This window comes from Dyadobacter sp. UC 10, from assembly GCF_008369915.1.
Lineage (GTDB): Bacteria > Bacteroidota > Bacteroidia > Cytophagales > Spirosomataceae > Dyadobacter.
Genome location: NZ_VSRN01000001.1, coordinates 2791167 through 2811700, shown reverse-complemented (window position 1 = coordinate 2811700; position 20534 = coordinate 2791167). Strand labels below are relative to the sequence as shown.

Here is a 20534-nt window from a genome sequence, read left to right as displayed (position 1 = left end):
AAAAAGCCACTGGCTTTTTAATTGGAATGTCTCTTTTCAAACACTTCTAGCAGAATTTCCTTATCATCGAAATGATGTTTTACTCCTTTGATGTCCTGATAATTCTCATGTCCTTTCCCAGCGATCAGAATAATATCCCCGGGATTGGCCGAAAGCCCTGCATTAAAGATTGCCTCCCGTCTGTCGGCTATTGTTGAAGTTTTTTTGAAATCGATCGGCGGAACTCCTTTCTGCATTTGTGCCAGAATATCCAGCGGATCTTCAAATCTTGGATTGTCAGATGTAAGAATAACCCTGTTACTAAACCTGCACGCGATTGCCGCCATTTTAGGCCGTTTTTCGGCATCCCTGTTGCCGCCGCAGCCCACGATCGTGATTACCTGCTCATTCCCACTTCGTAAATGCGCGATCGTTTCCAGTACGTTTTCCAGTGCATCCGGGGTATGCGCGTAATCTACTATCCCCACAATCTGATCAGCAGAATGGAATTGCTCAAAACGCCCAGGAGGACTTTTGAGGTTTGACAATTCCAGTAATACAGTCTCCGGTTTTTCGCCCAATAAAACTGCGGCGCCGTAGACAGAAAGGAGGTTATAAGCATTGAACCGTCCGATCACCCTGAACCAAACTTCCTGGTTATTTACATCCATATGCATGCCGGCCAACGTGTCGGAAATTACCTTTCCCTTGAATGCTGCGAGCGTTTGCAGCGAATAGGTTTCCACTTTGGCACGGGTATTCTGAACCATTACCGCGCCTCTGCGGTCGTCGATATTCACAAGCGCAAATGCAGATTTAGGCAGTTGATCGAAAAAGCCTTTTTTAGCTGCAATGTAATTATCGAATGTTTTGTGAAAATCGAGGTGATCGTGGGTGATATTCGTGAAAATGCCTCCCGCAAAATGCAATCCTGTGATCCTGTGCTGCGCAACCGAATGCGAGCTCACTTCAATAAATACGTGGCTGCAATTTTTTGCCACCATCTGAGCCAGTAAGTGATTCAATGCAACCGAGTCAGGCGTAGTATGCGTGGAGGGAATGACTTCATCCTCAATTTGATTTTGAACAGTAGATAACAGCCCGCAGCGATAGCCTAAACCCCTGAAAAGCTGAAAAAGGAACGTCGCTACCGAGGTTTTACCATTCGTTCCCGTAACGCCTACCAGCTTTACTTGGCGGGAAGGATAACCATAATATGCGGAGGCAATCAATCCCATTGCAGCAGCAGAATCGTCAACCTGGATATAAGTAACCTGGTCGTTTAATTGTTCAGGCAGTTCCTCGCACAATATCGCAGCGGCACCGAGCTCTGTCGCTTTTCCTATATACTGGTGCCCGTCCGTTTGCGTGCCTCTCAGTGCGACAAACAAACATCCTGGCAAGATTTTGCGGGAATCAAGGACAATACCTGTGATGTTGATTTCATCAGAACCCGTGATGCGGGTACCTTTTACTTCGGAAAGAAGGGCATTTAGCTTTTTCTCCTGATTGCTTTCCATTAACGGAATTACTGTAAAGTTAAAAGTATTGTTTTGACCCCGCTCTGGTTAGCTCCCGGCGGCAGCGATTGTTCCACTACTTTTCCAGAACCTTTGAATGTTACTTTAAATCCTTTGTTTTCAAGCAAATACAAAGCGTCGCGCATAGCCATTCCTACCAGATCCGGAACATCCTTCGAAGCCAGGTCCGTTTTTTTCCAGTTCGTTTTGCCTTTTTTGTAGAGAGATGCGGCCGCATACTCGGCATCTGCCGGCGCCGGGGTCAATTTGAGTTCTTTGCTGATCACCTGCAGATCAGACGTACGTCCCGCCCACATTACTGCTTTGGAATCTTCCGGTAACGAATCCCTTACAGGCTTCTGTATACCTACTTCCGACGCGTAAATCCTGTCTGCAACCTCTTTGAAAACAGGCGCGGCGACACTTCCTGCGTACCTCGTGTAGTCGGCTCCGGAACTTTTCGGGTTATCGATCACGACAATACAGCTGTATTTGGGCTTATCGGCCGGAAAATAACCTGCGAATGAAGTATAGTTTTTACCTTCCGTATAAATACCATTAATCAGCTTCCGCGCAGTTCCGGTCTTTCCTGCGATTTTATACAGATCACTTTTAATGTGCTTGGCAAGACCGTTATTCACAACTCCTTCCAGCATTTTCTTCACTTTCCGGATCGTTTCAGGAGAACAAATGGGCTTTTCTTCTACGTAGGGCTCCATTTTATCTTCCAGCTCCTCGGCATTCCGTATCTCCTTCACGATCATCGGCCGCACCCAGTAGCCGTCATTTGCGACAGCATTATACAATGCGAGCGTTTGCAAAGGCGTCATCTGCATTTCGTACCCGTGCGCCATATAATACATTGAATAACTGCTCCATTGCTTGGAAGTACGGTCACGGATCAGCGGCGGTTTCTCACCTTTCATTTGGATGTCCGTCGGCGTAGTGAGGTGAAACTGTTTCAGGTATTTGAGATATTGGTCAGGCTTATTGGCAAAATACCGCATCATAAGCTGGACAATACCGATGTTAGATGATTTTTCTAAAACCTGAGAAGCAGTAATCGTACCAAAACCTCCTCTGTGCGCGTCCCTGATGATATTGTTCCTAAAACGCATTGCCCCGTTTCCGGTATTTACCATGATCTTGTCGGGGTCCATATTTGTTTCCTCCAGAATCGCCATCATGGTGGCCAGCTTGAAGGTTGATCCCGGATCGTTACTGCCTGCGAGTGCGTAATTGAAAACTTCCTCATACTTGTGGTCGCCACGTTTCGTCAGATTGGCCATCGCCCTGATCTCACCGGTTTTTACTTCCATGATCACCACCGAGCCAAAATCCGCATCCATTTCATTCAGCTTACGCCGCAATGCGATCTCGGCCATATCCTGGACTTTCATATCCAAAGTAGTGTAAACATCGCGCCCCGCCTCCGGCTGCACATTCAATGCATCGCCTACCGGAATTTTCATGCCGCCCTCTACCAATTCTACCCAGCCGATACCCGATTTACCCTCCAGTATTTTATCAAAACTAGCTTCCAGACCAATGTACCCCTTCCCCGTTTTAGGATCAATGCCGCCAATCGTCCGGTCGGCCATCGGGCTATATGGTTTATATCTCTTATAGATCGTTTCGAACTTTCCACCTCCGCCTTTCTTATGTTTGGCAAAAAACGGCCACTTTTTTACTTTCTCCCGATCCAGATAACTGATCTCCCGGCTTTTCAGTCGCAGGTAACGTTTGGTTTTACTTACCCGGTAACGCATGATCTTGCTCCTGTAACCGGCAGCCGTATTTTCTCCGAAACTCTTCGCCAATAAAGACGATAGTTCATCAATATGCTCGTGGAAATAGGTCGAGTCAGCGACTTTGGTATCAAGTCCGATAAAATAATACGGCAGCGAAGTCGCCAGCAGACTTTTATCATTGGAATAAATATTCCCGCGCATAGCAGGGATCGTATCCAGTTTCAGGTCGTTTTTAGCTGAATATTCAGCCCACGTCTTGCCTTTGAATTCGTCATAATACTGCACCCGGATCAGTTTCACGAATACCAGCACAGCGAGCAGGAATAACAGCCAGCCAACAGTCCTGGCCCTGTTAATCAGCGCTTTCTTATTGTTTTGACCACTTTCAATTTCGTTCTTCATACGGGGAAGAAAAAATTACTTTTAAATATTTGTTGAGTCTCTTAAGATCAATATTCCTCGGCTTTGACAATGATCTTCTTCGGTGGCGTCAGGTTTTCCTCCAGACCCGTTGCTCTCACTTTTTCAATGATAACAGACTGCTTTTTACTTTTCTGATATTCTGAATGAATGGAATGGTACTCGGCACGCAGATCGTCCACTTCCTTTTTCAGCTTAATGCTGTTCCGCACATATTGTTCAGACTGAAATCCGATCCTTTCATAGGCTACCAGCAAAATCACCACCCAGCCAAAATAATAGAAGTATTTGACAGGCAGCCGCTCCTCACGACCCGGCGCTTTTTCACCGAATACCCGGTCGAGCGGTAAAAATTTGTTCAGCCAGTTAAAAAGATGATATTCCCGCTTGCGTCTAGGCGGTTTCGGGGGTATCGGTTTTGGTTTTTTTTTATTTTCCGCCATGCTCAATTTCCAGTTATAATGCGTTGAGTCAACTATTTACTCTTCCTTTTCTGCGCTTCTTAATTTCGCGCTCCTCGCTCTTGGATTTCTGGCCACTTCTTCCTCGGTCGCCTCTACCGGCTTTCTGGTAACGCTGTTGAGTGGCTTTAATACATTTCCGTAGAAGTCTTTTTCGAGCTCTCCGTCAAATTTTCCTTTTTGGATAAAGTTCTTGACGAGCCTGTCTTCCAGCGAATGGTAAGACATAACTACCAGTCTTCCACCAGGAGCGAGCACTTCCGGCACTTGCGAAAGAAATTCTTCCAGCACCAGTAATTCATCATTTACCTCAATCCGCAAAGCCTGGAAAACCTGGGCAAAATATTTGTTTTCACGATGTTTGGGCGCAAAACGCATCAGGATACCTTTTAAATCATTGACAGTTTCAATGGGCGTATTATGGCGTGAAGAAAAAATCGCTTCAGCAGCAGTTTTTGCATTGGTTACCTCGCCGTACATTCCTAATATCCTTTGCAGCTCCCGCGCCGATCTCGAATTCAACACTTCGCGAGCAGTTTTGTCGGTGCCAGGGTTCATCCGCATATCCAGGTCCGCCTCGAATCTCGTTGAAAATCCTCTTTCAGGGGTATTGATCTGATGGGAAGAAACGCCCAGATCGGCCAGGATACCATTGACTTTTTCTGCTTTGTGCAGTTTCAGGTACCTTTTCAAATGCCTGAAATTGGCGGCTATGAATGTAAATCGCTTGTCTTCTTTCAAAGCTTCCGCATTCCGGGCGGCATCGGGATCCTGGTCGAAAACGAGCAGCCGACCGGTTGTCAGCCGTTCCAATATCGCTTTGGAATGTCCGCCGCCTCCAAATGTGACATCGACGTAAATACCGGTTGGATCGATTTGTAATCCTTCAAGACATTCCTGCAACATGACAGGTTCGTGATAGGTACTTTGTTGATCCATTGTGAAAAGAGACTATTTTTAGGAACTAATTTTTACCGGGAGGCAGTTACAAACTTAGCAATTTTAGCGCGTAGGAATTGCGACCTGCATGGGATTTAATTTTCTTGCTACACTTATATTTCTATTATAACAAACTGTTTATGAGAGCGATCATTTCAGGAGTTTCCCTGCTATTTTTTTTATTCCAGATCGGCTGCAAATCGTCCTCCGAAGCCAATCTTAAAAATGGCATCTGGCGCGCCACGCTTAGCCGTGACAATCAGGAACTTCCGTTTCTGCTCGATATCTCGAAAAATCCCGATGGAAAAACGTACAACGTTTATGCATTGAACGGGGCCGAAAAGCTGAGCATGGACACCGCATATTTCGAAAACGATTCGCTGGTGATCACGATGCAGCTTTTTGATGCCAAAATTGTCGCAATAGCGGAGGATGAGCATTTAAAAGGTGTTTATTACCGATTGGCAAACGGCGTAGTTTCCGGGTCACTACCTTTTGAGGCGAAGTTTGGCGAGAAATACACTTTCTTCAAACCAGGCGAAGCCAAAAGCGCAAAAAATGTTACCGGCAAGTGGGCTACGATTTTTATTAATGAAGAAACGGGCGACAGTACGCAGGCCGTAGGTGTACTCACTCAAACCGGAACCGATGTTACAGGTTCATTTCTGACCACTACCGGCGATTATCGTTATCTGACAGGAAGTGTGAACGGGGACAGCCTTTTCCTTTCCACTTTTGACGGTTCCAATGCAAAGCTTTTTAAAGCCGCTATTGGTGACGGAAAAATGACCGGGTCCCTGAAATCCGGGCTTAAAGCTTCACGGACGTGGGCTGCAACACTCGACCCGAAAGCAGAGCTGCCTGATGCGAATAGCCTCACATTCATGAAGCCCGGCGCCGATCGCGTCGATTTCAAATTCGCTGATCCTTCCGGTAAAGAATGGTCGTTGCAGGATCCCCGGTTTGCGGGCAAGCCGGTCATCATTCAGATCATGGGCTCGTGGTGCCCGAATTGTATGGACGAAACCAACTTCCTCGCGCCCTGGTATGATAAAAATAAAGACCGAGGCGTAGAAATCATCGGGCTTTCATTTGAACGTTCAGACAAGCCGGAGATCGCTAATCCAAAGATTACCAAGATGGTAGATCGTTTCAAGATCAATTACCCCGTAGTACTTGCGGGTACGACTTCTGAGGAGGCGACGGCCAAAGCACTTCCGATGCTCAATAAGGTAATGTCCTATCCCACTACCATTTTTGTTGATAAAAAAGGAAAAGTCCGCGAGATACATACCGGCTTTTCGGGCCCGGGAACAGGCAAGTACTATGACGAGTTCGTGACCGAGTTCAATACCTTGATGGACAAGCTTATCGCTGAAAAATAGAGATATTGAAAAACGCACCGTAGCTATTGGACTGAACCCCAAAAGTTGGACGTTTTATAATTTAACGATTAGTGTGATGAGCCCGGTATTGTGCCGGGCTCATTCCATTTAAATTAAGCCTGATCCTGTCGTTGTTGTAGTAGTCGATATATTCCTTGATGTCTTCTTTCAGCTGGTCGGTGCTTTGGTATTTGTTCAGGTAGAACAACTCTGATTTAATGGTGCCAAAAAAGTTTTCAATAATCGCATTGTCCAGGCAGTTGCCTTTTCTGGACATGCTTTGGATAATACCCTTCGATTCAAGTATTTTTTGATATTTACTCATTTGGTATTGCCAGCCCTGGTCGGAATGCAGTACCAGATTTTCTGGCTTATTGATCTTTTTAAATGCCGTTTCGAGCATTTGTGTTACTTGCTTAAAATTAGCTGATTCGGACAGGTTGTAACTGATGATTTCTCCATTAAACAGGTCAATAATAGGAGACAGAAAAAGTTTTTTGTCTTTCACCCTGAACTCGGAGACATCCGTCGCCCATTTCTGTGATGGTTTTTCAGATTTAAAATCCCTGTTGAGAATATTGGGCGCAACCCTGCCTGTCTGGCCTTTGTAAGAGCGGTACCTTTTGAGACGGATCAACGATTTCAGGCCCATGGACTTCATCAGCTTTAAGACCGTTTTATGGTTGAGCTCGCTGCCCATCTTCCTGATCATCATTGTGATGCGACGGTAGCCGAACCTTCCCTTATGCCGATCGTAAACTTGCCTGATCTGCTTTTTCGCCTCCTTATACTTGCTGGCCTGAGCGCTATTTTTAATATGGTAGTAGAAATTGCTCCTGGGTATTTCAAAGAGCTCCAAAAGCAATTCAAGCGGATATTTCTGCCTTAACCCATGGATTGTCAACGCTTTTTCTTTTGCGCAGCTTCCTTCTGGCGGATTAAGGCATCCAACTTTTTTAGCAAGTCATTTTCTGCCCTCAGGCGCAGGTTTTCGTTTTCGAGCTGCTCTAACCGGGTCAATGGACCGTATGTTTTTATGATCTTGGGTTTGTTTTTCATAGACCTGGGCCTGCCACGGGCCGTGCTAAAACCATCTATACCAAACTGCTCATACTGCCGGACCCAAACATGTAAAGTACTTTTACTGGGTATTTTAAATTTGAAGCAGCACTCATTCAAAGATAAACCCTGTTTCTGATAAGCGAACACAACTTGTTGCTTAAATTCTATTGTGTAATCGCGCCCGTATTGCGGCAAAAGACTTGAACCGCCGCCTTGTTTATAGTGTCCCACCCATTTCTGTATACAGGACCTAGTAATCCCAAAGCGTCTGGCCAATTCATTAATACCACCTCCGCCTAAATAAGATTTTACAACCGCTAACCTCAACTCTGCACTGTGTTTTCTGTTTTTACCCATAAAAATACCCCCAAGAAGTGTCTAACTTTTGGGGGGCAGTGCAATTGACTATGGTGCGTTTTTTTATAACCAAAAAATAGTATGCTTGCATAATACTACTTCGATTTTTACATTTGTGGGCAGGGCTTCACTGAAATTACGAAGCTAATCAAGAGCGATGCGCAAAGAGAAAACCGTTGATTTTCAGATAAAAAGGGCCTGGCATTCTATTTCAAGAATGTACAACACTTACGCTGCCAGGCATGATACTACCATGTCTGTCGGCTATGTGCTCCTGAATATTGATATTGAAAACGGAACGCCGGCCACCAAAATCGCACCGTTGCTTGGTATGGAGCCGCGGAGCCTGGTGCGGATGCTCAAAACACTGGAAGAGAAAGGGTTAATCAGGCGCGAAATCAGTGAAAACGACAAACGTTTTGTACGAATTGTACTGACTGATCTGGGAAAAGAAAAGCGTGAGCTGGCGCGGGAAGGCGTTATTTCGTTGAATACAATGATCAGGGACAAAATCCCACTCGATAAGCTGGTCACATTTTTTGAAGTGATCAAAGATATCAACAGGCTAGTCGAAGAAGAAAATCAAAAGTTAAAGGCTGGCGACGGCGGAATTGATGAATTTTAGCCCGCGACAACTATTCTTAGAACCAAAAGCATTAACAAATGAACCGTTCAATCCGTAAAGTAGCTGTGTTAGGTTCCGGGATCATGGGATCCAGAATTGCCTGTCATTTTGCAAACATAGGTGTGGAAGTCCTTTTGCTTGATATTGTTCCGAAAGAGCTTTCCGAAGTCGAAAAGGCCAAAGGCGTAACCGCAGAACACCCGGCTTTCCGAAATAAGATCGTAAACGAATCGCTTCAACAAACTATTAAGGCTACCCCGGCTTCACTATATAGCCCGACATTTGCCTCCCGCATTAAAACGGGAAACTTTGACGATAACCTGGCTGATATTAAAAACTACGACTGGGTAATTGAAGTAGTCGTAGAGCGGCTGGATATCAAGAAAGGTCTTTTTGAAAAAGTAGACGCGCTTCGCAAGCCCGGGACGCTCATTACCTCGAATACTTCCGGTATCCCGATCCATTTAATGGCGGAAGGCCGGAGCGAGGATTTCAGGAAGCATTTCTGCGCCACCCACTTTTTCAACCCGCCCAGGTATCTGCGCCTGCTCGAAATCATTCCGACTACCGATACCGATCCGCAGATCATTGAGTTTCTGATGCATTATGGTGACCTGTTTTTGGGAAAAACCACCGTATTATGTAAAGATACCCCAGGCTTTATCGCCAACCGGCTGGGCATATATGCACTGATTCAGACGATCCGCGTGGCGGAGGAAATGGGGCTAAGTGTAGATGAAGTTGATAAGCTTACCGGTCCGGTTGCAGGCCGGCCCAAGTCGGGTACTTACCGGCTTTCGGATGTGGTCGGACTGGATACGACGGTTCACGTAGCGAACAATCTGTATGCTTCCGGTGAAGGTACCGACGAATCCCGCGACGCATTCAAGCTGCCTGCTGTGATGCAGAAACTGTTTGATAATAAGTGGCTTGGCGACAAAACCGGTCAGGGTTTTTATAAAAAAATAAAAGACGAAAAAGGTAAATCTGTAATCCTTGCGCTCGATTTTGAAACGCTGGAATACAAACCTTCGGGAAAAGTAAAATTTCCAACCCTGGAAACTACGAAAGCTATCGGAGATACCTGGAAGCGCTTTCCCGTATTGCTGGCAGGTGAGGATAAGGTCGGTGAATTTTACAGAAAAACATTCGCCGATATATTCCGGTACGCCACTTTCCGCATTCCTGAAATCTCTGATGAAATTTTCAGGATTGATCAGGCGATTTCCGCTGGTTTTGGCTGGCAATTCGGCCTGTTTGAAACCTGGGATGCGATCGGGCTGAAAAATATGCTCGGTATCATGGAAAGCCTTGACCAGAAACCTGCGCAGTGGGTTTATGAAATGCTGGAAGCAGGCAACGAGTCCTTTTACAAAGTAGAAAACGGAAAGCGGCTTTATTATGATATTCCTTCCAAATCTTACAAAAAAATCCCCGGCCAGGATAGCATCATCCTGCTCAGCAATCTGTCTGACAACATTGTATGGAAGAATGCAGGTGCCAATCTGTACGACATCGGTGACGGCATTTTGAACCTCGAATTCAAATCCAAAATGAATACGATGGGCGCGGAGGTAATTGAAGGTATCCAGAAAGGAATAAGTATTGCGGAGAAGGATTTTCGCGGACTGGTGATCGGAAATGAATCCACCGAGGCGTTTTCTGCCGGAGCTAACCTGGCCATGCTGTTCATGTTCGCGATCGAGCAGGAGTTTGACGAGATCAATATGGTGATCGCACAGTTTCAGCAAACGATGATGCGCGTGCGCTATTCTTCAATTCCGGTCGTAACGGCGCCGCATTCGCTGGCATTGGGTGGCGGCTGCGAGCTGAACCTGCACGCCGATAAAGTGGTAGCGCATGCCGAGACTTATATCGGACTGGTAGAACTGGGCGTCGGACTGATCCCCGCCGGGGGCGGTACCAAGGAAATGGCGCTACGCTGCTCGGACATGTACCACGCAGGTGATACCGAATTGAATATCCTGCAAACTGCCTTCATGAATATTGCACAGGCGAAAGTGTCCACCTCCGCCCAGGAAGCGAGGGAAATGAATTATTTGCAGGAAAAAGACCAGATTGTTCTCAACCGGTCCCGTCTGATCGCCGAGGCGAAACAGGCTGCTGTCGAGCTGGCTGAAAACGGCTACACACAACCGAAACAGCGAAGTGATATCAAAGTCCAGGGCAAAACAGGCATGGCGCTTTTCATGGCGGGTATCGCGCAGATGCGACTTGCCAATTACATCAGCGATCACGACGCCAAACTCGCCAATAAACTGGCTTATGTGATCAACGGCGGGGATTTGAGCTATCCGCAAATGGTAACCGAGCAATATCTGCTCGACCTCGAAAGAGAAGCTTTCCTGTCACTCTGCGGCGAAAAGAAAACACTGGAAAGAATGCAGGGACTCTTGAACGGAGGTAAGCCGCCGAGAAACTGACAGGCTGCGCATCAGATCCAGGAATTATTGCCGGGCCAAATAGTGTTCTGCAATATTAGGATTTGTGATCAAATGTTCGATATTTAGAATTAATCAGGTAAAAAATTCTCTGAAACCACCTGATCTTTGCGCCGGAACCAACCCCAAAAAGAGCACATTAACCAACAATGATTTCTAAAAAAGCCAAATACGCCCTGAAAGCTCTGAAAGTTTTAGCAGAGCAATACGGAAAAGGTCCTGTCCTGATATCTTATATCGCTGAAAAAGAGAAGATCCCTAAGAAATTTTTGGAGGCTATTCTGCTGGACCTGCGCAATAATGGTGTTTTGCAAAGTCAAAAAGGAAAGGGCGGCGGTTATCTTTTGCGCGTACCGCCCGGCGAAGTGAATTTTTCTAAAGTACTGCGGATCATCGACGGCCCGATCGCGCCTGCGCTGTGCGTTTCGATGTTTTTTTACGGTCGCTGCGATGATTGCAAAGATGAAGAAACCTGCAGTCTTCGGACAGTACTTGAAAGGTGGCGGGACGCCAACCTGGCGGTTTTGGACAAAACGACATTGAACGATCTGCTCCGGGCAGAGAATGCCGGTTCTGATCTATTGGCTCAAAACAGCGCGATCACTCCGGACGTATAGATCTGTGCCGTCGAAGTCACCGATATATTTGTAATTGTCTGAAACATACTTAATCAACGCAGGGTAGCTTCCAATTCCCTGCGTTTTTTTGTCCTGTACCCAAAAACTGTTCTTTCCTACTGCGTCCAGAATGAACGCAGGTCTGGTCCGCGCCAGATCGGACATGAATCTCTTGCGATAAATCTCCCTGACCGGCAGGTCGAAAATAGAACGTTCGGTGTGGTTTTCAGCGGTACCTTCGGCCAGCTGGGCTTCCACATAATAGGTACATTGCCAGCCCCAGACTACCATATAATCTTTTTCTTTCCGGTATTTATTCAGCTCCTGCACCACCGGACTTTGAGCCAGCGTCCGCGCATGAACCGAATCGAAATTATTCAGCCTCCTCTCTCTCAAATAACCAACTCCATCAACCGCCGCAAACCACACTAACAAGGCTACCGGAATTGATAGCGCCCATTTTTCGATAGGTTTTAACCCGAATGCCGCGAGCATTGTCCAGGGAATGATGCAAAAATTGAGGTAATGAATAAAATCATTCCCTGACTTGGTGACTGCGTAAATGCTGCCTAATACCGAGAAAAGTAATATAAAACGTAAAGTCAAATTCGACGATTTCCTGACAACTGGCCCGAAAATCTGTATTACCCCCAAAATAATGGGCACAATCAAAACATAAGTAAATACTTCAAAATCAGGAGCCAGCCGAAAGATCGTGTGGAACTGGGCGGGGATTTCGAGGAAACCTTTACCGTCGGCGTAAACTGCGTTGCCCAGTAGGTAGAAGTCGATCATGTCCTGGAAAACGCCAAATGCTAACATCCAGATCAGGGCGAGTAATGGAAAGGTAATTCCGCCCAGTAAAAGCGTTAAAGTAGGCAGGTAACCGTTCCTGCTTTTCAGGAATTGGTAACAATAAAATAGGCCGCCCAGCACCAAGATAAGCGCCTGGGGAACCGCCTGAAGTTTGGCAAAAGGAATAGCGCCCGCTACAAAACCGAGCCAATATGCATTCCATCTGATCTGCCCCAAATTTCCTGTCAACCTGGAAAGAAACCAGACACAAATCGCCAGTAGCAAAACCGGGATCTGCTCGCTGGAATAATGGACGAAATCGACTTCCTGCGTGAAAGAAAGCAGAAAAAGCGGTGCTAACCAGCTGATTCGCGCCACTTTTTCACCAAACCAGTTTTTTAACGCAAAGAATAAAAAAAGCAACGCGCCAGCTGAACTGATCAGCCCCATGAACCGGCCGGAAGTATAGTTGATCTCAAAACCAAAAAGGCGGGGGATCACGAGCCAGTAAATATCCAGCGGCCCGATCGTAGTGCCATCAACTGAGCGCCAGTAAACCGGATCCTGAAATAGCGTGATAGCGTGGCTCAGCATCTGGCTTTCGTCCGGGTTCAGCTCGCGGTTAAAAACGATAACCGGCAGCCGCATTACGAAAAGAAGGGCTATTCCACCGACCAGCCAAACGGAGTAAGGGATGGTTTTTTTGTAAGTAGCAAGTACGATCGCAGCCGCCAGTATGTAGCCGATTAACCAGTATACAGTGGGCGAATAGTCGAACGTAATCATAGGCGGCTAGGCGATAGTATCAACCTTTTCCACGAAGTCACGGTAATGCACAGCCGGAATGAAATGCTGCTGGGAACGGTATTGCAACACCATAAATACCAGAAAAAGAGAGATTAAAAACGCTTGCAGCATCAAGATCATCAGCGTACTGCCCAAAGTGGAAGCCCAGCCCGGTGTCGCATTTCCGATCAGTTTCAAAAATAAAATAACAAAAATGAAGGCGATTGCCACGCCAGACATGAAAATAGAAAAAATCAGTATCCGGACAGCAGTAGTATCGATCATCACCGAAATCGCGCTCAGGCCGTGCAGAACAAGCGATACAAAGTTCATTTTACTTTCGCCAGCAAGTCTTTTCGCCCGGTTGGTCAGTACAGAATCGTACGGAATGCGCGATTTGATAATGCCACCGGGATAATTATTCCAGATCTCGGAAACGCGTACCAAATTTTGCAGCCTGCTTTTTGGGATCAGACTAAAATTTCCGAAAGTGATCATTTTTCCGGTCAACAGGTTGAAGATCAACTTATAGATAATATAGAACGACCTGAATAGCAGCCCTTCTGTTCTTTTGTTTCTTTCTGCAAAAATGATCTTGTCCGGCTCTTCAAGCGATTTTCTCACCAGGCTGTTGATATCAGAGGGAGCATCCTCTCCATCTGCATCCATGACGATCACTTTGTCGGTCGGGAGATGCTCAGCCACGTAGGACAGTCCGATCGCGATCGCTTTCTGATGTCCAAGATTTCTGTATAATCTTAAAACCTTGATTTCCTTACCGCTGAAAGTAGCAAAAGGTAATGTGCGGAGTCTTGAAGAACAATCGTCGACAACCAATAAAGTAGTATTAGCCAGAATTGAAGTGCTGACGTCTGCATTTATTTTCTCAATCAGCAGGTTCAGCGCCTCCCAGTCGTTGAACTGAGGAATTATAATGACAAAGTTTTCTGACATCTGGGGACGACATAGTAAATCTCCGAAGCAGGCGCTCCGGAGATTCTATAAAAATTAAACCGTTTTCAAACCTAGTCTGGACGAAATGCCATCGTGCATTTGTGTAAGTGTCTCTACCAAACCATATTCCGGGTTCCAGCCGGGATAGTGAGATTTGAATTTAGAAAGATCGCTCACATACCAGATATGATCGCCGATCCTGTTGGTGTCAGAATAAGAATAAGAAAGTTTGTTGCCTGAGATCTGCTCGCACAGCGCGATCGCTTCCAGCATCGAGCAATTCGCGAAGCGGCCGCCGCCTGCATTGTAAACCTCGCCTGGACGTGGGTTCTGGTAAAAATGCCAGAACATATTCACAAGGTCGTGGCTGTGGATATTGTCACGTACCTGCTTGCCTTTGTAGCCGAAAATCGTGTAATGGTTGCCGGTAATCGCACATTTCATCAGGTAAGCCAGAAATCCGTGCAACTGCGCGCCGGAATGGTTGGGACCGGTAAGGCAGCCTCCGCGGAAAACGGCAGTTTTCATTCCGAAATACCGGCCGTATTCCTGTACCATAATATCAGCTGCCACTTTCGAAGCGCCGAAAATGGAATGTTTTGTATGGTCAATGCTATGGTTTTCGTCAATACCGTTTTCGAAATACGGGTGGTTTTCGTCGATTTCCCAACGTGTTTCCAATTCTACCAGCGGCAGGTAATTGGGGTTATCGCCGTAAACTTTATTTGTTGAAGTGAATATAAAAACTGCCTCAGGGGCGTGCAGCCGAGTCATTTCAAGCATATTCAGTGTCCCTACCGCATTCACGCCGAAATCGGTAAAAGGCTCGCGTGCTGCCCAGTCGTGGCTTGGCTGTGCTGCTGCGTGTACGATCATTTTAATGTCTGATCCGTACTCCTTGAAAATCGGCTCCAACTGACTCACTTCCCTGATATCTGCCGAATAGTGCTTGTAGTTTCCGAAAGCGTCCTGGATCCGGTTCCGGTTCCACTCTGTATTTCCGTCCGCTCCGAAAAAGTATTGACGCAAATTGTTGTCAACACCGATGACAAGATCAAATTTATCAGCCAGAAACGCAACCGATTCACTTCCTATCAATCCAGCCGAGCCGGTAACCAAAGCTATATTCATGTTTGTGTATCTTTTAATTACTTATTTTTCTCAATTATATCAAATCAACCTGCCTCGAATACGTAAAGTAAATTAAAAATGTTCAAAAAGTCGCAACTTCACTTATTCAGTGGGCGCTTGCAAACGGACTATATTCAGAGTGCGGTATTAAAAATATTCAATAGCCCTTAAAAAAAAGATATCCCCGTATGGACAGGGATATCTCTATATAATTTCTAAGAAATGAGCTTATTGCTTCACAACAGAGCTGGTGATACCACCGTACAACTTCGCCCTGATATCGTTCACGCGACCGTCAAGCTCTGGCTGCGCATCGTATTTGTAGGACATCTGTCGAGGCAATGAATCGGGGCTTACACCGTAAACGTATTCATTTCCTTTGTTATAGTCTTTCTGCTCGATGTGGTTATACTTTTGGTATTCGCAGGAAGTAAGCAGCGCAACAGAGGCAACAAATGCAACAATTTTATAGACTTTCATTTCTTTGACAGTTCAATAGTATTACGCGCAAAAATAACCGCCATTTTCATAACCACCAAATCAGGCACGCAAATGGATTACTATTTTTTCAGCGCGTCCAATTCATCACTTACAAACCGGATGAGTTCGGTGATATTCTTTTCGGAAAAATCAAAAGGCACATTCGCCGCCTGGTAAATTTCACCGATAGTTGCGGTATAGCCCAGTTTTAATGCGTCGAGGTAACCTTTGAGGCCGGCGGCAGGATCCTGGCGGTAATTCTTCCAAACTCCGATCGCCCCCAATTGCGCGATCCCATATTCGATATAATAGAATGGCACCTCGTAAATGTGCAGCTGACGTTGCCAGAGGTACTTTTTGAAATTTTCCAGGCCATTCCAATCCATGATCGAATCTGTAAATTCTTCATAGATCCGAGTCCACGCCGCTGTACGCTCCTCGGCGGTATGCGTAGGGTTTTCATACATCCAATGCTGGAATTTATCTACCGTAGCTACCCAGGGAAGCGTCTCAATAATCGATTCCAAATGTTGGATCTTGGCTCTTTTCAGATCATTTTCATTTTCAAAAAACTCATCCCAGAAATCCATCGTAATCAATTCCATCGACATCGATGCCAGTTCCGCCACTTCCGAAGGAGTATGTTTGAAGGAATTCAACGCCAGATCGCGCGTCACAAACGAATGCACGGCGTGACCGCCTTCGTGCAACAGCGTTACCATATCCCGCAGATTGGAGGTTGCATTCATGAATATAAACGGCACACCGATTTCGTCGAGCGGATAATTGTAGCCTCCCGGTGCCTTGCCTTTCCGTGATTCAAGGTCGAGGTGGTTCATCGCTTTCATCACTTTCAGACAATCGCCCAAAAACGGATCGAGGCGCGTGAAGCAGCGGATTGTTTTGTTCAAAAGCTCTTCTCCCGTCGCAAATGGTTTCAGCGGGGGCAAACCTTTCGGATCCACTTTGGTATCCCAGGGCCGTAATGCGTCCACTTGAAGTGACTCTTTTCGCGCAGCTGCCATATTGTTCAAAATGGGCACAACCGCCTTTTTTACGGATCCGTGAAAATCAAAACAATCCTGTGGCGTGTAGTCGAAACGGCCCATTGCCGCGAACATATAGTCGCGGTAATTAGCAAAACCAGCATTCCGGCCAACGTTGTTTCGCAGCGTAACCAGCGAATTCAGGAGTTCGTCCAGTTTGTCATGGTCCTGATACCGCCGCTCGCTGATCGCCCGCCACGCTTCTTCGCGCGCACTTCTGTCGGTGGATTGAAGCCGGTCGGAAGCTTTTTGCAATGTCATTTCCTCACCGTCCAGCGTCACAGTCATCGCACCGGCGATTGCTCCGTAGCGACGCTCCTCAGTCTGCATTTCGGTGATGATCGGGATATTTTCATCGCGGAAAATCTCGATTGCTTTTTTCATGCCCCGCAAAGTGATCGCAAAACCGGGCTCTGTCAGCTCGCTTAAAAATGGGTTGTCTACTACTTTTTTATCCAGTACATTGCCGTACTCGGCCAGCTTGGGCTGTATTTCGGTTATAAAAAATTGCAGTGCATTGATCAGGCTTGTGTTGGCGGTGTCGCAGGTTTGGCGGATGTAGCGCCACGCGAAATTTTCTGACAAATAGGATTCGATTTCGCTTCGGTCGGAAAACCATTGTTTCAGATCTTCCGAGGAGTTGATTTCGCGGTTTTGCAAATTTTCAAAAAGCGGCTGCACATCGTCCCAGCTCTTCAAATCAAACTCTTCCCCAATAAAAACCCGGCTCGCCCGGGTTGGTATATGTATCGTTTCTTGCTCAATCATAATATGTACTACTTGTGGATATTCAAATTTAATGTTTGTGGTTTATTCAAAGGATCCTGAACGGATTGTATTAACTAAATCAAGACTTTATTCATTCTCGACAAGATCAGCCGCATATTGTAATATTGCCTGAATAGATCCAGTCGGAAGGTCAGGATACATTCTTGTCAGATCATCGAAAGTAGCTCCCTCAGCCAATTTTCGCAAGATAAGTTCGACAGATAAACGGGTTCCCGTTAATACTGGTTTCCCCAGCATTACCCGATAATCGGCGGAAATATAGTCTCTGTAATTCATGCGTGTTGATGATTTTATTTGCGTATATCAAATTAACGAAAATCTTAATACTACAACTTCGTTTGCTCCGGCTGGGTTGCATCCGACAGGTTATCGGTGACCATATTTTCGGTTTCCTTGACATTCGCAAAAGCATATTCCATTTTCGCACGGTCAAATTCTTTTTCATTATTGGCCAGCCAGATCGTCGCGACGCCGTTGCCGATAAAATTGGTGATCGCGCGGGCCTCGGACATGAAACGATCCACGCCCAGGAGCAGCGCCAGACCTTCCACAGGTATCACTTTGATCGCAGTTAATGTTGACGCCAGTACCACAAATCCGCTCCCCGTCACGCCGGCGGCGCCTTTTGAAGTGACCATCAGAATACCGATCAGCGATAATATCTGTCCAAAAGTCAGATGTACATTGAATACCTGCGCAAGGAAAATCGTAGCCATTGAAAGATAAATCGTCGTTCCGTCGAGGTTAAAGGAATATCCCGCCGGCACGACCAGCCCCACTACCGGTTTGGAACAGCCCATTCTTTCGAGTTTGACCATCAAAGAAGGCAAAGCCGCTTCGGAAGACGAAGTGCCCAGCACGATCAGCAGCTCTTCGCGGATGTATTTCAGGTAAGACCAAAGCTGGATTTTGTACATCCGCAAAATCAACCCCAGAACCCCGAAAATAAATATTGCCATCGTCGCATAAACCGTCCCCATCAGCTTGGCAAGTGGTAAAAGCGTGTCGATACCATATTTACCGATCGTGTAAGCCATGCCGCCGAATGCACCGATCGGGGCAAAGATCATCACCAGGTGCAAGGCGCGGAAAACGTATTTGGACACAAAATTCAGCCAGTGAATAATTTTGTCTTTCCCCGAATATTTACTTAAAACCGTCCCCAAAACCAGCGAAAAGAGCAAAACCTGCAAAGTCACATTATCTAAAAAGAATTGCAGCCAGCTGAAATCGTCTACTTTACCAGTATAAGCGGAAATATCGCCTTTACCCAGATTGCTCGTCACCACGCCCTGCCCCGGCTGGATGATATTGGCCACGATAATTCCGACAACTAAGGCCAGCGTAGTCACAACTTCAAAGTACAGCAGTGCCTTGGCTCCTACTTTACCTACCTTTTTCAAATCGCCCATTCCAATGATCCCCAGCGTGATTGTGAGGAAAATGATCGGATTGATGAAGATTTTGACGATCTGAATAAAACCCTTGCCCAGGAATTCCATCTGTACCCCCCGGGCCGGATCGTAGTGGCCCAGCAATGCGCCGCCGGTGATCGCAGCCAATACCCAAAAGGTAAGATTGGTAAATAACTTTTTCAAAATCAGCGGATAGTAAGGATTAGGTAGGAAATGAATTTACAATAATAAAAATTCCACCACCGGGTTTCGATCACGGCAAAGCATTTTTTTATTAGTTATTTATACTTGGTCTAAATTAATGCCCTATATTTGCGCTTAACCGTTCGTATAAATTAAATTCGGAAGCATGTTCCGGCGCAAATGATCAGGCTATGAGGGACGAGTCGCATTCACCTAATTCATTGAGGATTCTGAGCCAGTCGGACTGCGGCTATATCGGGCAATGCAATTGTTGTGACCATTTTAATTTCGCTTTTGGCAACATTCTCTTCATTTTCAGTGAAGACGGGTTGCGCGGGTTCCAGTCGGTTTTGTATGAAGAGTTTCATTTTCACAAACTGGAAGAGCCGCTTCCAAATGGAAAAAACTACATGCTGCCCTCGCCGATCCCAAATTTTATGATTTCATTCAACAACGAAGAAATCGAGCAGGTGAAGCGGTTATTCCAGGAAGCGCTGATCGTGCTGGAAGTAGATAAAATATTCTCTTATAAAAAATAACGTGCTGCAATGCCTTTGTCTTTCAGATCATTAACTTTTATAGCCCTATTTACACTTTGCATTAAAATCAATGCAACTGCGGCGCGCATTGTGTCGACAAATGGTACGCTGAGTGAAATTTTGGTGGGTTTGGGCCTGGAAAAACAAATCGTGGGCGTGGATGTGACAAGTACTTACCCGGCATCTCTCGAAAAGATCCCGAAGATCGGGCACAATCGCAGTATTGCAGCAGAGGGTATTCTCGCGCTGAACCCGGATATTATTATTTACACCAATCAAAGTATGGTACCTCCCGCAGTCCTGAAACAGTTGACGGGTTCGGGCAAGAAAATGGTGGAGTTCAAGCAAGAGTACTCAAAGGAAGGCGCGATTAAACTGATCCGGGAAGTAGGCGCTTATTTTAATGCAAAACCGCAGGCTGAAAAAATGGTGAAAGCTTTGGAAAATGATTTTGCCAAAATTCCGGCACCCAAATCTCCCAAAAAGTTACTATTCATTTATGCCCGCGGAACCGGCACCCTGATGGTTTCAGGAACAGGCACTTCGCTCGATAAAATGTTCCAGCTCACCGGCCACAAAAATGCAATTCAGGGTTTTACAGAATTCAAACCCCTGACAGCAGAGTCGCTTGTGACTGCCAATCCCGATGTATTAGTCTTATTTTCAAGTGGTTTGGAAAGTCTGGAAGGAATGGACGGGTTGCTGAAGGTGCCGGGTATTGCCAGTACCAATGCGGGTAAAAATAGAAAAATCGTCACGATGGATGGACAGTTTCTGACTGGTTTCGGGCCGCGGCTCGGAAAAGCGGCGCTGGAACTATCACAAAAAGTCAACTAAC

General features: G+C 46.1%; 19 protein-coding genes. 6 read left to right on the top strand and 13 right to left on the bottom strand.

Annotation, left to right across the window (positions count from 1 at the left end; translation table 11 throughout):
- Positions 1–17: 17 nt before the first annotated feature.
- From FXO21_RS11640 to rsmH, 4 genes are read right to left on the bottom strand one after another with little or no spacing between them, the layout of a single operon-like run.
- Positions 18–1499 carry a UDP-N-acetylmuramoyl-L-alanyl-D-glutamate--2,6-diaminopimelate ligase gene (locus FXO21_RS11640; protein WP_149640228.1) on the bottom strand — a complete coding sequence of 494 codons (1482 nt, stop codon included), beginning with the start codon at positions 1497–1499 and terminating at the stop codon, positions 18–20.
- 8 nt (positions 1500–1507) lie between these two features.
- Positions 1508–3652, bottom strand: a complete 2145-nt coding sequence (locus tag FXO21_RS11635; RefSeq protein ID WP_149640227.1) for a penicillin-binding protein — start codon at positions 3650–3652, stop codon at positions 1508–1510.
- A 47-nt stretch (positions 3653–3699) separates the two neighbouring features.
- Positions 3700–4113 carry an FtsL-like putative cell division protein gene (locus tag FXO21_RS11630; protein ID WP_149640226.1) on the bottom strand — a complete coding sequence of 138 codons (414 nt, stop codon included), beginning with the start codon at positions 4111–4113 and terminating at the stop codon, positions 3700–3702.
- Between the two features lie 36 nt (positions 4114–4149).
- The gene (gene rsmH / locus FXO21_RS11625) at positions 4150–5070 is read right to left on the bottom strand and encodes a 16S rRNA (cytosine(1402)-N(4))-methyltransferase RsmH (RefSeq protein ID WP_149640225.1); all 921 of its coding nucleotides are present in this window, start codon (positions 5068–5070) and stop codon (positions 4150–4152) included.
- Between the two features lie 140 nt (positions 5071–5210).
- Between rsmH and FXO21_RS11620 the strand changes: the two genes are divergently transcribed.
- Complete coding sequence (locus tag FXO21_RS11620; protein ID WP_149640224.1) at positions 5211–6455, top strand: peroxiredoxin family protein; 1245 nt, start codon at positions 5211–5213, stop codon at positions 6453–6455.
- Positions 6456–6516: 61 nt separating this feature from the next.
- Here the strand turns inward: FXO21_RS11620 and FXO21_RS11615 are convergent, their stop codons facing one another.
- Together FXO21_RS11615 and FXO21_RS11610 are read right to left on the bottom strand one after the other, a co-directional pair.
- Positions 6517–7314: an IS3 family transposase gene (locus FXO21_RS11615; protein ID WP_229245209.1), complete on the bottom strand. Its 798-nt coding sequence runs from the start codon at positions 7312–7314 to the stop codon at positions 6517–6519.
- 41 nt (positions 7315–7355) lie between these two features.
- Positions 7356–7874, bottom strand: a complete 519-nt coding sequence (locus FXO21_RS11610; protein ID WP_149638667.1) for a helix-turn-helix domain-containing protein — start codon at positions 7872–7874, stop codon at positions 7356–7358.
- Between the two features lie 157 nt (positions 7875–8031).
- Here FXO21_RS11610 and FXO21_RS11605 point away from each other — a divergent pair, with 157 nt between their 5' ends.
- The 3 genes from FXO21_RS11605 (at position 8032) to FXO21_RS11595 (ending at position 11578) form a co-directional block, all read left to right on the top strand.
- Positions 8032–8499, top strand: coding sequence for a MarR family winged helix-turn-helix transcriptional regulator (locus FXO21_RS11605; protein WP_149640223.1), 468 nt, complete (start codon positions 8032–8034; stop codon positions 8497–8499).
- Between the two features lie 38 nt (positions 8500–8537).
- On the top strand, positions 8538–10943 hold the full coding sequence (locus FXO21_RS11600; protein WP_149640222.1) for a 3-hydroxyacyl-CoA dehydrogenase/enoyl-CoA hydratase family protein: 2406 nt from the start codon (positions 8538–8540) through the stop codon (positions 10941–10943).
- 167 nt (positions 10944–11110) lie between these two features.
- A complete protein-coding gene (locus tag FXO21_RS11595) occupies positions 11111–11578 on the top strand; it encodes an RrF2 family transcriptional regulator (RefSeq protein WP_149640221.1) in 468 nt (155 codons plus the stop codon).
- On the opposite strand, the gene FXO21_RS11590 is transcribed toward FXO21_RS11595, so the two are convergent.
- The 7 genes from FXO21_RS11590 to FXO21_RS11560 all read right to left on the bottom strand — a co-directional run bounded on the left by FXO21_RS11590 (position 11540) and on the right by FXO21_RS11560 (position 19157).
- Positions 11540–13159, bottom strand: coding sequence for a hypothetical protein (locus FXO21_RS11590; protein ID WP_149640220.1), 1620 nt, complete (start codon positions 13157–13159; stop codon positions 11540–11542). The two genes, FXO21_RS11595 and FXO21_RS11590, sit on opposite strands and share 39 nt — an antisense overlap.
- A 6-nt stretch (positions 13160–13165) precedes the next feature.
- Complete coding sequence (locus FXO21_RS11585; RefSeq protein ID WP_149640219.1) at positions 13166–14113, bottom strand: glycosyltransferase; 948 nt, start codon at positions 14111–14113, stop codon at positions 13166–13168.
- Positions 14114–14167: 54 nt separating this feature from the next.
- On the bottom strand, positions 14168–15244 hold the full coding sequence (locus FXO21_RS11580; protein WP_149640218.1) for an NAD-dependent epimerase/dehydratase family protein: 1077 nt from the start codon (positions 15242–15244) through the stop codon (positions 14168–14170).
- A gap of 228 nt (positions 15245–15472) precedes the next feature.
- Positions 15473–15724, bottom strand: a complete 252-nt coding sequence (locus tag FXO21_RS11575; RefSeq protein ID WP_149640217.1) for a hypothetical protein — start codon at positions 15722–15724, stop codon at positions 15473–15475.
- Between the two features lie 80 nt (positions 15725–15804).
- Positions 15805–17538, bottom strand: coding sequence for a M3 family oligoendopeptidase (locus FXO21_RS11570; protein WP_149640216.1), 1734 nt, complete (start codon positions 17536–17538; stop codon positions 15805–15807).
- Positions 17539–17625: 87 nt separating this feature from the next.
- Positions 17626–17835 (bottom strand): DUF433 domain-containing protein, encoded by a 210-nt coding sequence (locus FXO21_RS11565; RefSeq protein WP_149640215.1) that lies wholly within the window; start codon positions 17833–17835, stop codon positions 17626–17628.
- 50 nt (positions 17836–17885) lie between these two features.
- On the bottom strand, positions 17886–19157 hold the full coding sequence (locus FXO21_RS11560; RefSeq protein WP_149640214.1) for a cation:dicarboxylate symporter family transporter: 1272 nt from the start codon (positions 19155–19157) through the stop codon (positions 17886–17888).
- A gap of 191 nt (positions 19158–19348) precedes the next feature.
- On the opposite strand from FXO21_RS11560, the gene FXO21_RS11555 reads away from it, so the two are divergent.
- Both FXO21_RS11555 and FXO21_RS11550 read left to right on the top strand, forming a co-directional pair.
- Positions 19349–19696, top strand: a complete 348-nt coding sequence (locus FXO21_RS11555) for a DUF6686 family protein (protein WP_149640213.1) — start codon at positions 19349–19351, stop codon at positions 19694–19696.
- 9 nt (positions 19697–19705) lie between these two features.
- Entirely contained in the window at positions 19706–20533 is an 828-nt protein-coding gene (locus tag FXO21_RS11550; protein WP_149640212.1) for a heme/hemin ABC transporter substrate-binding protein, read from the top strand.
- The last annotated feature ends 1 nt before the right edge of the window (position 20534 follow it).